This window comes from Chitinophaga silvisoli (genome assembly GCF_003412465.1).
In the GTDB taxonomy this organism is placed as follows: domain Bacteria; phylum Bacteroidota; class Bacteroidia; order Chitinophagales; family Chitinophagaceae; genus Chitinophaga; species Chitinophaga silvisoli.
This window is the reverse complement of record NZ_QTJV01000002.1, coordinates 833626-845915: the sequence shown is the minus strand read 5'-3', so window position 1 is coordinate 845915 and position 12290 is coordinate 833626. Positions and strand designations below refer to the sequence as shown.

Below are 12290 nucleotides of genomic sequence, written 5' to 3'. Positions count from 1 at the left end.
TAGCCCGCGAAGATATTTCACTTTTCTTTATCTTAACACTCTAAATCAACAGCATGTTGGAAACCAAAGTATGTATTATCGGTGCCGGTCCTGGCGGTGCCGCAGCAGCCCTGCAACTTGCACAACTGGGAGTTGAATGTATAGTAGTAGACAAAGCTGTTTTTCCCCGTGATAAGGTTTGTGGAGATGGATTAAGTGGAAAAGTACTCACGGCGCTTAACCGTATCGACCCCGCCATTGCGACCCGTCTCAAAGAGGCTACTTTCAAAGTAAACAGCTGGGGTGTCACCTTTGTATCGCCCGGTCGCCATAGCCTGGATGTTGGCTATCGCCCTGACTATAACAGCAAAAATGAAGGCCATAAGGAAACTCCTATTGGCTATGTAGCCAAACGCATGGACTTCGACAATTTCCTTGTGGATGAAATAAAACGCCGCAAAGAAATCAGCTTATACGAAAATGTAAACGTCGATAAATACGAACTGCAGGAAGATGGCTACTTTGTAAGCGGCAACAATGGCACTTTCCAGGTAAAAGCTAAACTTCTCATTATTGCCAATGGTGCCCACTCTTCTTTCACCAAAGAAGTAGCCGGCATTACCATGGAACCTGATCACTACATAGCCGGTATACGTGCCTATTACAAGAATGTAAGCGGTAATAATGCTGACAACTTTATAGAACTGCACTTCCTCAAAAACCTGCTCCCCGGCTACTTCTGGGTCTTCCCCCTGCCAAATGGCGAAGCCAATGTGGGCGTAGGCGTGCTCAGCGAAACTGTGCGCAAAAAGAAGATCAATCTGAAAAAGGAAATGCTGGATATCATTGCCAACGATCCTGTATTCAAAGAACGATTCAAAGATGCTGAACTGATCAGCAATATCGAAGGCTATGGGCTGCCACTGGGCAGTAAAGTACGCGTGCTCCACGGTGACCGCTACATGCTGGTAGGTGATGCCGCATACCTGATAGATCCGTTCACCGGCGAGGGCATCGGCAATGCCCTGTATTCCGGCCGCATAGCCGGCCTACAGGCACACGAAGCCCTGCAGGCAAACGACTTCTCTGCTGCCAAACTGGCTAAGTATGATGCTGAAGTCTACCGTGTAATGGGGCCTGAGCTGAAACTAAGTCACCGCCTCCAAAAGCTGATCCGCTACCCATGGCTGTTCAATACACTTATGAAGGTGAGCAGCCGGAATAAACAATTGCAGGAACTGCTCTCCTGCATGTTCTATGAGGTAGATCTGCGCAAGCGACTCACCAAACCATCCTTCTATTTCAAATTACTGTTTAATCGATAACAAGTGAAGAAGTCCATCGTATTGGGTGCACTCTTAATCAGCACTTTTATGTCTACCGCCTTTGCACAACAAGCACTATATACACACAACAGCGCAGGCCACCTGGAACTGACTGTTGATGGTGCCGCACACCTGTCTAAACTGCCACTGAAATGTATGCAGCTGGAATTTCCGTACAAAACAGGTGTAGTATTTACTGATACCTCTCTGGTAACTAATCCGAGAAATTATCATCCTGCTTTCTACGGTTGTTTCGACTGGCATAGCAGCGTGCATGGCCACTGGATGCTGGTAAGGTTACTCAAGTCATTCCCCACCCTGCCACAGCACGAACTGATCCTGGCCAAACTGCAGCAAAACCTGACTGCCGATCACATTCTGCAGGAACAAAAACTGTTTACCAACAAGGAGAACAAAGGCTTTGAACGCATCTATGGCTGGAGCTGGCTCCTGCAACTGCAAAGGGAACTGCTCACCTGGAACTCGCCAGAAGGAAAGGAACTGGCTGCCAATGTACAACCACTGGCTACTCAGTTTTCCAAAGCCTATATCGATTTTCTGGGCAAACTAATGTACCCCATCCGCGTAGGTGAACATACAAACCTGGCCTTTGGCCTTTGCCTGGCATGGGATTATGCCGTGACAGCCAAAGATCAGCCATTGCAGGATGCTATTAAAGCGGCTGCAACCCGCTTCTACCTGGCCGACAAAAACGGTCCTGTGAGTTATGAACCGGGTGGCTACGACTTCCTTTCTCCCTGCCTGGAAGAAGCTGACCTGATGTGGAGAATACTGCCGGCGGCGCAATATCAGTCATGGATCCAGGAATTCCTGCCAGGACTGTTTGCGAAGAATATCACCCTCTTCCCCATCGCCCAGGTAAAAGATCGTACTGATGGTAAACTCGTACACCTGGATGGCCTGAACCTGAGCCGTGCCTGGTGCCTCTATGGTATTGCCCGTCATGCCGGTAAGAACAGCGCCGCTATTCAGGCCCTGGCCAACCAACACCTGGAAGCTGCTATACCACACGTAGCCAGCGGCGATTATGCAGGGGAACACTGGCTGGCATCCTTTGCCGTATATGCGCTGACTGTCGAGAATAATTAATAAAAATATGCGATTCATTCTGCTGATAATATTCCTGTTCGCACTACAGGCAGACCTGATAGCCCAACATAATTTCACCGTATCCCCTACTCCTGACTGGCTTGCTCCTTACAAGCCAGACCTGAGCAAAACACCAGATGCAAGTGAAGTAAGTAACGGCTATTTTCTGCTCCTGCTCGAAGAACAACACCATGCAGAAAAAGATGCGGTGTACAGGCATATTATCAGGCAGATTGTATCGGAAGCAGGTATTCAGAATGGTGCTGAAATCTCTGTTGATTACGATCCCACTTACGAAAATCTGCACTTTCACCAGCTGATCATTCGCCGCAACGGTGCAGTGATCAATAAACTGGATCCCTCCCGCTTCCGCTTCCTGCAAAAGGAAGATGAACTCTCCCGTTTTATTTACAGCGGTACCTTCACGGCTTATTATATTCTCGACGATGTACGCAAAGGCGATCAGATAGAATATGCCTATACGCTCGAAGGTGCCAATCCCATCTTCGAAAATAAATACGCAAATACCTTCTACTTCACCTCTTACGACCCCATCGTCAATTATTACAAAGCACTTATCGCAGCACCTGCCAGAGACATTCAGTTCAAACCCTTCAATCATGCACGATTGCCGACAAAAACCAGCTGGAAGGGCATGCAACTCTACGAATGGAAGATCGCTGATGTAATGCCTGCCGATGAAGATGACAATGCGCCGGAATGGTATAACAACATGCCTTTCGTACAGGCCAGTGAATACAGGTCCTGGGCTGAAATCATCAACTGGGGTGCTAAAATAAATACCCCTCCCCCACCCGGTACACGCCTGCAAACAAAGATTGCCGAACTGAAAAAACAATCAGGTAATAACAAAGCTTTATACCTGCAAAATGCAATGCGCTTTGTGCAGGACGATATCCGCTATATGGGTATTGAAATGGGCGAATATTCCCATCGCCCCAACAACCCCGACAAGATCTTAGATCAGCGCTTTGGTGATTGTAAAGACAAATCACTGCTGCTGACCACCCTGCTGCAGGCAGATGGTATCAACGCCAGCATGGCTTATACCAATACCTATCTGAAAGCACATGTATCCGACTACCTGCCATCGCCCTACATGTTCAATCATGTAATCGTATATGCAACACTGGGAGACAGCAGCTATTGGATAGATCCTACTATCAGTTATCAGCGGGGATCACTGAGTCAGCACACCGTGCCCGATTACCAGCAAGCACTTATCATCAGGACTGATGGCAGCAATAAACTCACCACTATTCCACAAGTAAACAAAGGCAGGCAGATTATTAAAGAACATTTCACCCTGCCGGATGCTAAAGGCAAGAAAGGAAAACTCACCATACATAGTGTATATACGCTCCGGTTTGCTGACCAGCAACGCGATGTATTTGCCAACAACAGTATGAAAGAGCAGCAGAAAGCTTATCTCGATTACTACAAGAATATTTATGGAGAAATGCATACCGATTCTGCACTGAAAACTATTGATGATCCAATCAACAATCAGTTCAGCGTAATAGAACGTTATGTACTGGAGGAACCCTGGAAAAATGACTCCGATGAACCGGGAAGACTTGAAATTCCTGTAACGGCAGGCATCCTCCAGGAAGCCTTACCAAAGACCAGCAAAAAGAAAAACAATAAATCGCAGGCACCACTTGCGCTACATTATCCTTATGCACTGGATTATACCATCGATATGGATATGCCGATAGCCTGGTCGCTCAGCGATGAGCCTATTGAAATCAGGAATAAGTATTATGCATTTTCATTCAGATCCGAAGTGAATGGCAGTCACGTTGCGTTCCATTATACCTTCGAAACTTTCCAGGACAATATTCCTGCGCATTACTTAGCGCAGTACGAAAGTGACAGGAATAAAATGGATGAAGCTATTTCCTTTAGTCTCTTCTGGACACCGGGAGACCCTGCAGAGATGGCCGCACCCGCTGATAATTCGGTGAACTGGGTAATGGTGGTACTGGCCGTTTTCTTCCTTACATTCTTTGCACGGATCGCATGGAAGTATAATCAATATAGCATCTATCCGGTTCAGGATGTACCTGCACCCGCTGAGTTGGGAGGCTTCCTGTTTGTCATCGGCTTCTTTGTGTTTATTACACCACTCGGCATGTTGCAGGGCTTTTTTAACGGCAGCGTGTTTAGCTTTAAAACATGGTACCAGTTAGGCCGGTCTACCAATATCATCAGCAATACTTCCTTCCTTCAATTGCTTTTCATATTCAGGACGGTGGCCGCCATCTTCTTTTTTGTTTATAGCATTTTGCTGATCGCATTATTCATCAACCGCAGGGATACTTTTCCAAATGCCATGGTGTACTTTATGGTAGGTGCCCTGCTATTCACGGTAATAGATGCCGGCATCCTGCATTATCTCTACAAAACACATTGGGAGATCATGGAGCTTGGCTGTGTTGTATACAACTTTGTAAAGGGCTTAATCTTTACACCTTACCTGCTGCAATCAGCACAGGTAAAAGAAACCTTTATCATGCCCCACCGCTCGGTGGCAGGCAAAGAAAAAGGGTACTGATCCAAAGATCAATACCCTTTTAATGATGTAGCTGGCGCTGTTTTTTAAATAGATTCTGAATCGAAGATCACTACCTTTTCCCACAGGTGTTTGCAGCTTTCTACGAATGCCAGGTGCACCGGGTGTACCTGATAGGTGTCGTGACCTGCTTCGTCATTGAACGCCGTGAGCAAACAATAACTGTAATCTTTTACAATCACTGGTCTGTCAGTAGCTGCAGGTTTGCCTACATTGAACGTCACGAGGGTCTCCACAGCACTGAGGGATTTTACACCTTCTTCAAATGTTTTGATATCAGCTGCTGAAAGATCGGCTTTCAGATAAAAATTTACAACGTGTACAAACATGTTCAACTTGCATTTTATGTGTTAGAAAGAATAGATTGAATTAACTGATCTCGTTGATATATCTCTTCACACTCTGCAGATTCACAATATATACCAGCACTATCACCAGCAACGCAGCACCGGCAGTACCAGGGCTGATCCATGAAGATACGAACATATTCATGCCAGCGAGTACTCCTGCGGCTTTCCACTGCAATCCTGTAATGAGTAGCAGTGAAATGATTGCTGTAAATATATACAAAGGCACGAATTGACGCATCAGGTATCGCTGCAATTGGCGGGGTGCAGTACCCAGGGTCACCAGCAACTGTATTTCCCGCTTACAGCTGGCAATCACCACCTGGATAAACATACTGAAGACCAACAATGCAAAGAGCAATAAAATCAAACCAAAGAAACCGATGACAGATACAATGGTCTGTACAATCACTTTTGTTTTGCTGTATTTCAGTTTGTCCTGGTTAGTGCTATAGCCTTTGTCTTCCAGGTATTTGACCAATACCGGGTTGGACGGATCTTTTGTTTTAATGATCACGCGGCTGGGAGCTGCTTCCACTCCATTGCCAAACTTTCCATTCGCCCATTCCATAAAACTACCGGGTACGAGGAAAGAGGTAATTCTGTCTGAAAAACCAACGATTCTACCAGTGAATTCCTGTGTAAGCAAGCCTTTGGAAATCGTGATTTTCATAGGGAGCGCTTTGATCGTCTCCTGGGATATTTGTGGTAATCCCTGGCTCAGTGCATAGCCAAAGTTGTACAGGTTGAGAAAGTCATTAGGCAGGATAATAGGAATTGTATTATCGCCAGCCTGCCATTTCCAGTCTTCACTTTTTACATCGATGAAGGTATCTGGTACGGCTTCGAAAAACATTTCGGTATAGAAGTGCAGATCACCGGGAGCGGCAGCAGTCACCTTGTATTGATTGGAGGTGATGAAGCCAAAAGCAGCGGTGAATGGCTGTTTTTTGATATCGGCTATTTCCTGTGGGGTGAACACACTTTTCTCCGACTGCCCCATCATATCGTTGGTGATCTTCTTGTTGATAACGAGGAAGTCTACGCTTTCATTCTGGTTCTGCTGGTTGTAGAGCAACTGGTTAAAGTCCGTATGCATCTGGATGGACAGCAGCAACAGGAACATGGCAATGCCCAGGCCGATAGTGGCCATAAGCAGGCGGCCTTTGCCTATGCCCGTCTGAATGATCTTTTTGAGTAAGCCAAAAAACGATTGCTTCATAGATTGAAATGTATATCGTAGGCAAACCTGTTGTCATGGTCCAGGTCTGTTAAAATAAATCCGGCATTGCGGGCACGGCATTCTTCTGAGATCAGGTCAGCAGCCTTTTGCGCGTTCTCATCATCGAGGTGACTGAAAGGTTCATCCATGATGAGCCATTCGAATGGTTGTACCAATGCACGAATAATGGCAATACGCTGACGTTCTCCGTAAGATAATGTTTTACCACTTTGGTTCATGATGTGAGATACGTTCAGGCGGGCTGCCATTTCAGCCACTTTTTCAGCAGTGCAGTATGGGTTGGGGAGCATGACTCTTTTGAGCTCTATATTTTCCGCTGCAGTGAGTTGATCAAAGATGCGCAGGTCCTGGAAGACAACGCTGATCTGCTGCTGACGCATGCGGGCTATCTGGTCTTTCTTGTAAGCATCCCATGCCTGACCATCTACCAGCACCTTCCCGGAGTAATCATTCCTGATGTTGTACAGGTAGTGAACCAGGGTGGTCTTGCCTGTACCCGATGGAGCCTTGATTTTAACAAAACTACCGGGAGTGAATGTAACAACCTGGTTCCATAGATCCGAAGTACGCTGCAGGATTTTGTCCCTGAGAGGAATGGGAACCAGGTTTTCTAATTGTAACTGCATAGTGAATTAATATTATCTAAAGCAAAAGAACATCCTGCAGGATGTTCTTTTGCTTTAAAATTTCCGTGCACAGAAATTTTAATATACAACTGAAGTATCTGCCTTCTTTTCTTCCTGTACAAATTTGGCAACATTGGTACCAAGATTTACCAGTTGAACCAGGCTGTTCTCATCCTGTTTCCTGAAGTTCAGCACTACCTCTGAATGCTGTGACTTACCATCGAAAGGATGAGTGATGGCTGTCGCATCTTTCAGCAGGTCTTTTACCTGGCCGGCGATAGCCTTGCCACTTTCAGGAATCTCGTTATCCGGAATTGCAGCTGCAATCTTTTCAAAGTTGATATAAGCACCCATTGGATTGCCTTTGATCTTGCTGACGAAGCTATTGTCCAGACCACCCGCTTTACCTTTACCACCCAGGTAAGCATCCAGCGTAGGCTGGTCGTTTGCCACAGTGATCAGTTTATCGTCGATGTTCAACGCTGGCATACCCGGCTGTTGCATCATCGGTGCCAGTACATATTTATTACCCTGTTTGCTAACAAATGTCTGCAGGGCCGGAATGCTCATTACTTTTTCGAAAGCAGCCTTATCGCCTACTTTCATTGCAAATACCCATTTCACATCAGTTCTGGTGATTGAATCGCCCTGTACAACGGTGCTTGGGGTTTTCTTTACACTCAGGTCTGAAGCGGCAAAGAACATCTGGCCGTTGAAAGCATTCAGGATATCATCCAGGGTCAGGTTCTGATTGCCGGAGTACATACGGAGACTAATATTGGCCATACCATCCAGACCGGTTGCCTTTACGATATCGCCTACCATACGGAAGTCGAAACCATATACCATAAAGCCTAAGATGTTGTCAGAAGGATATTGTTCCAGCAGTTTTACATCAGATTCTGTTTTACCATATTTCTTGTAAATATCAGCCAGGTCTTTACCCGCATAAGATACACCGTCCATTACCACTTTTCCTTTCTCAAAGTTTACTGCACCGGTATAGTAACTACCTTCCAGCAGTTTCTTCAGGTTAGCAGGGATGGCTGCACCCTGAGAAGCATACATGGGCTCCGGGTTTACATATACGCTCAGGTCAGCATTGTTTTTGAGCAGGTCGTGAAATGCGGAGATGTCAGCAGCAGATTCATCTTTCTTCAGGTGGAAGAGGTGATCAGCTTCTGCTACCCAGGTAGCTTGTGCATCAGTGGCTTCGTAACGCACCTGTGTGGCTACTGCACTGTCTACAGCACTGCTGTCGTCTTCATCTTCATCGAAACCACCACCGGGAATACCGCCTGGCATACCACCTGGGAGACCGCCATTCTTCAGCTTGTTGGCATCTACACCACGGAGATAGATAACAGTTTCTTTGTTCCAGCCGATTACAGCTTCCTGGTCACCTTCCCATACATATTGGAAGTCGTTTTTCTTTTGCAGGGTAAAGCTTGGCAGGTTCTTTTTCAGGTAAGCTTCGAACTTGGCAGCATCTTTCAGCCCGCCGGTAAGGGTCACGTAGGACTGCTGGCTACCATTGAATACTACCGATACGAAGAAATTATTCTGAAGGTCCACACCCGAGTTTTCTGCATCTTTCCAGGCTTTCATAGCAGGATTTGCGGTATCCTTGTCTTGCAATGCGGAAAACATTTTTTCCATGGTCAGACCATTTGTCACCAGTTTATTAGTGATCTGCTTGCTATTGATGCTGAGCACCACGCCCGCAGTTTTGGGGATGTATTTGCTCTGATCAGGTACTTTCGAACATGCAGACAACATAACTGCCGCAGTAACAGCAGTTAACAAAACTTTGGAAAACATCTTTGTCATAAAAAGGGGATCTGAATTTAATAATATAGATATTATGGACGCTAAAATACTCCGTTTTTCGTTAGTAAAGCTATGAGGGGTTAATATTAAGTTACAGCTTTTTCAGATATGTGGCTGTTTTCAGGGATATCACAATCCATTCATTTATATTGAGTATTATAAAATTAAATGCTGCAATAGTTTTATACCTTTGCACCAAGGTTTCCAATCATCCTATTATTGAAACGCTATCATGTACCTGATCCTGTTACAATATATCAGACCTGTGGCTGCCATAGAACACTATATGGAGCAGCATAGAGCATTTCTTGACAAATTTTATAAGAGTGGCAAATTCATTTTGGCGGGTCGCAGGAAACCTAAATCCGGGGGCCTGATCATATGTAAAGCATCGAGCCGCAAAGAAGTGGAAGAAATTATGAGTGAAGACCCGCTGGACAAATTCCAGCTGGCGCTGTATGAGATTATAGAATTTGAGCCTACATCCTACGTCAATGAGTTGCAGGCTTATCTGTCGTAGATCTGCAAACAAAAAAAGACTGACCAAAGTCTCTTCAGTCAGTCCTTTTCCCTGTATTTAAAAATTTATTACTTGTCTCCTTCGAAGTCGAGGATGACAGAATTGATGCAATAGCGTAAGCCTGTTGGAGGAGGACCGTCGTCAAATACGTGTCCGAGATGGGCTTTACAGCGGCCACACATAACCTCCGTACGGTGCATACCATGAGAATTGTCAGGAGCATAGATCACGCTGCCCTTGGTCACCGGTTCAAAGAAACTGGGCCAGCCACAGCTGCTTTCGAACTTAGCATTGGATATGAACAATGGGTTACCGCAGGCGGCACAATAGTAAGTGCCATTATCTTTTGAATTCCAGTATTTGCCAGTAAAAGCCCATTCTGTACCTTTCTCCCTGGCTATGTGATATACTTCCGGACTTAAGCGCTTTTGCCATTCTTCGTTTGTCAGACTCACCTTGTTGGTATCCGTCCGGGAATATACGTCACTCTTTTTTTCGTCTTCCATATGCAGGTTTTTTCCCTAATCAAATACGTTTTTATACTGCGAGGATCAAAATTATCAGATTCCCTCAGTAGATGGCTGAAATTCACGGCGATTAACGTCTTGTTAACAAGGTGGAAATGTTAATAACATATCCACACTATCCACAAAGCGCTGAAAGCCTTATCAATATGGGACTTTGGGAGATTGGCAAAACGCTAGTCCACATTTTGCCAGCATCTTATCCCCGCCTCCGGAATCAACAGTAAACTTTCCTAACTTTACAGCATAAAGGCACATTATACGTGGCGAACATTATCAATCTATTACCAGACAACATAGCCAATCAAATCGCAGCAGGTGAGGTGATCCAAAGGCCGGCTTCAGCAGTGAAAGAACTGCTGGAAAATGCGGTGGACGCTGGTGCAACGGAAATTCAACTAATCATCCGGGATGCCGGGAAGGAACTGGTACAGGTAATTGATAATGGTAAAGGAATGAGTGAAGCAGATGCCCGCATGTGTTTCGAGAGGCATGCCACCTCTAAAATCCAGACCATTGAAGACTTGTTCCAGATCAGGACGATGGGCTTCCGGGGTGAAGCATTGGCTTCAATTGCCGCCGTATCGCAGGTTGAACTAAAAACCAGGATGCGCGGTACAGACATAGGTACTTATATCGAGATCGACAATAGTGCCGTCAGGAAACAGGAACCCTGCCAAACGGCGGAAGGGACCTCTATTGCAATGAAGAACCTGTTCTTCAACGTACCAGCCCGACGTAACTTCCTGAAAAGCAATGCTGCTGAGATGAGACACATCGTAGATGAGTTCATCCGCGTAGCCATGGCTTTTCCACAAATCCAGTTTACACTCCTGAACAATACACAACAGCTCTTCTACCTTGAAAAAGGTTCCCTGAAGCAACGTGTCATTGCCATCCTCGGCCAGCACTACAATTCTAAGCTGGTGAGTGTAAAGGAAAGTACCGACTATATGGACGTACACGGGTTTGTAGGTAAACCGGATGCTGCCAAAAAGACAAGGGGCGACCAGTTCTTCTTTGTCAACAACCGCTTTATCAAAAGCCCTTACCTGAACCATGCGATTATGACGGCCTATGCCGATATAATCCCTGCAGATAGCTTCCCGTTGTACGTACTGTTCATAGACCTCGATCCGGGACATGTGGATATCAACGTGCACCCCACCAAGCAGGAAATTAAATTCGACGATGAGAAGGTCATGTATGCATTTGTACAGTCAGCTGTCAAGCATTCACTGGCACAATTCAACGTGATGCCAACCCTCAACTTCGAACTGGATCCCGATATTCAGCACCTGGATGCCGTGAGCCAGCCATTTACTGCTGAGCGCCAGGAACAATCTGCAACCACCTCCCTGTACAAAACCTTTACCCAGGCCAATCAGGCACATGTGATCGATAAGAGCAGCAGCAACCTGAAACACTGGAAAGACCTGTACGATATTGGCAAATCATCCTCCGACAGCTCCTCCTCCTACAGAGAAGAACGTGAAACGACCCTGACACAGCCATTACCAGCTGTTGGCTTCGAAAGCCGGTCTTCCACCGCCTCTGTAATCGATGAACGCTGGCAGGACAATACCATCGACCAGAAAGTACCCGTTCAGGTACATCAGCAATTCATACTTTCCCAGATCAAGTCAGGCTTTATCCTGATCGATCAGCAGGCAGCACACGAGCGCATCCTCTACGAACGATACCTCCGCGCCCTGCAGGAAACACCGATGCCGGCACAGCAAAGCCTGTTCCCACAGACACTGCAACTGCCTCCTGCTGATGCTGCCCTGGTCATGGAAATGCTCCCCGACCTGCAGGTACTGGGGTACGACCTGGAACCATTTGGCAGCAATACCTTTGTAGTAAGAGGTACCCCCGCCGATATCCAGAGCGGCAACGAACAGGCCAGCATCGAAGGACTACTGGAACAGTTCAAACACTATAGCGCTGAACTGAAAGTCAATAAGCGCGAACAACTCGTAAGGTCCATGGCCAGAAACAATGCCATCCCTTCCGGCAGATCGCTGACGACAAAAGAAATGCAGAATATTATAGATGAGCTTTTTGCCTGTGCTATGCCTAATGCAGCACCCGGCGGGAAGTACACTTATATATCATTTAAATTAACGGACCTCGCAAAGATGTTCGGCGGTTAAACAAAAAACTAAAAACGTCATGCCTTCCGGCATG

At 46.1% G+C, this 12290-nt stretch carries 10 protein-coding genes; 5 read left to right on the top strand and 5 right to left on the bottom strand.

Features of this window, described 5'->3' with window-relative positions; translation table 11 throughout:
* The first annotated feature begins 53 nt into the window (after positions 1 to 53).
* Genes DXN04_RS09665 through DXN04_RS09655 form a run of 3 tightly spaced genes read left to right on the top strand, consistent with a single transcriptional unit; the run spans position 54 to position 4992 of the window.
* Complete coding sequence (locus DXN04_RS09665) at positions 54 to 1304, top strand: NAD(P)/FAD-dependent oxidoreductase (RefSeq protein WP_116853123.1); 1251 nt, start codon at positions 54 to 56, stop codon at positions 1302 to 1304.
* 3 nt (positions 1305 to 1307) lie between these two features.
* Positions 1308 to 2414, top strand: coding sequence for a DUF2891 domain-containing protein (locus tag DXN04_RS09660; protein ID WP_233525553.1), 1107 nt, complete (start codon positions 1308 to 1310; stop codon positions 2412 to 2414).
* A gap of 7 nt (positions 2415 to 2421) precedes the next feature.
* Entirely contained in the window at positions 2422 to 4992 is a 2571-nt protein-coding gene (locus DXN04_RS09655) for a DUF3857 domain-containing protein (protein WP_116853122.1), read from the top strand.
* A 44-nt stretch (positions 4993 to 5036) separates the two neighbouring features.
* Here the strand turns inward: DXN04_RS09655 and DXN04_RS09650 are convergent, their stop codons facing one another.
* The 4 genes from DXN04_RS09650 to DXN04_RS09635 all read right to left on the bottom strand — a co-directional run bounded on the left by DXN04_RS09650 (position 5037) and on the right by DXN04_RS09635 (position 9056).
* On the bottom strand, positions 5037 to 5339 hold the full coding sequence (locus DXN04_RS09650) for a Dabb family protein (protein WP_116853121.1): 303 nt from the start codon (positions 5337 to 5339) through the stop codon (positions 5037 to 5039).
* A 40-nt stretch (positions 5340 to 5379) separates the two neighbouring features.
* Positions 5380 to 6579 (bottom strand): FtsX-like permease family protein, encoded by a 1200-nt coding sequence (locus tag DXN04_RS09645; RefSeq protein ID WP_116853120.1) that lies wholly within the window; start codon positions 6577 to 6579, stop codon positions 5380 to 5382.
* Positions 6576 to 7226 carry an ATP-binding cassette domain-containing protein gene (locus tag DXN04_RS09640; RefSeq protein ID WP_116853119.1) on the bottom strand — a complete coding sequence of 217 codons (651 nt, stop codon included), beginning with the start codon at positions 7224 to 7226 and terminating at the stop codon, positions 6576 to 6578. Before DXN04_RS09640 ends, DXN04_RS09645 begins: the two co-directional genes overlap by 4 nt.
* A 78-nt stretch (positions 7227 to 7304) precedes the next feature.
* The gene (locus DXN04_RS09635; protein ID WP_116853118.1) at positions 7305 to 9056 is read right to left on the bottom strand and encodes a DUF4836 family protein; all 1752 of its coding nucleotides are present in this window, start codon (positions 9054 to 9056) and stop codon (positions 7305 to 7307) included.
* Between the two features lie 232 nt (positions 9057 to 9288).
* On the opposite strand from DXN04_RS09635, the gene DXN04_RS09630 reads away from it, so the two are divergent.
* Positions 9289 to 9576 carry a YciI family protein gene (locus DXN04_RS09630; RefSeq protein WP_116853117.1) on the top strand — a complete coding sequence of 96 codons (288 nt, stop codon included), beginning with the start codon at positions 9289 to 9291 and terminating at the stop codon, positions 9574 to 9576.
* A gap of 68 nt (positions 9577 to 9644) precedes the next feature.
* Here the strand turns inward: DXN04_RS09630 and msrB are convergent, their stop codons facing one another.
* Entirely contained in the window at positions 9645 to 10082 is a 438-nt protein-coding gene (msrB, locus tag DXN04_RS09625; protein WP_116853116.1) for a peptide-methionine (R)-S-oxide reductase MsrB, read from the bottom strand.
* Between the two features lie 281 nt (positions 10083 to 10363).
* On the opposite strand from msrB, the gene mutL reads away from it, so the two are divergent.
* Positions 10364 to 12256: a DNA mismatch repair endonuclease MutL gene (gene mutL, locus DXN04_RS09620; RefSeq protein WP_116853115.1), complete on the top strand. Its 1893-nt coding sequence runs from the start codon at positions 10364 to 10366 to the stop codon at positions 12254 to 12256.
* Positions 12257 to 12290: the final 34 nt, after the last annotated feature.